Consider the following 214-nt stretch of genomic DNA (forward strand, 5'->3'; position numbering starts at 1 on the left):
CGTCGGTTCCGGCGGCAGGAACACGGGTGACGGCGCGGCGAACACCGGCGTGTGTCCGGCGGTCTCCGGCTGCTCCGGGGCCTCCGGCTGGTCCGGGGCCTCCGGTCGGGCCGGGGCCTCCGGCTGTGTGGGCGTCACCGACCCGGTGTCCGGGGTGGCAGTCTGCGCTCCGGACGGGCCACCGGCGCTTTCCCCGGCGGGGGTGTCGTTCGAT

It is taken from the genome of Saccharomonospora iraqiensis subsp. paurometabolica YIM 90007, assembly GCF_000231035.2.
GTDB lineage: Bacteria > Actinomycetota > Actinomycetes > Mycobacteriales > Pseudonocardiaceae > Saccharomonospora > Saccharomonospora paurometabolica.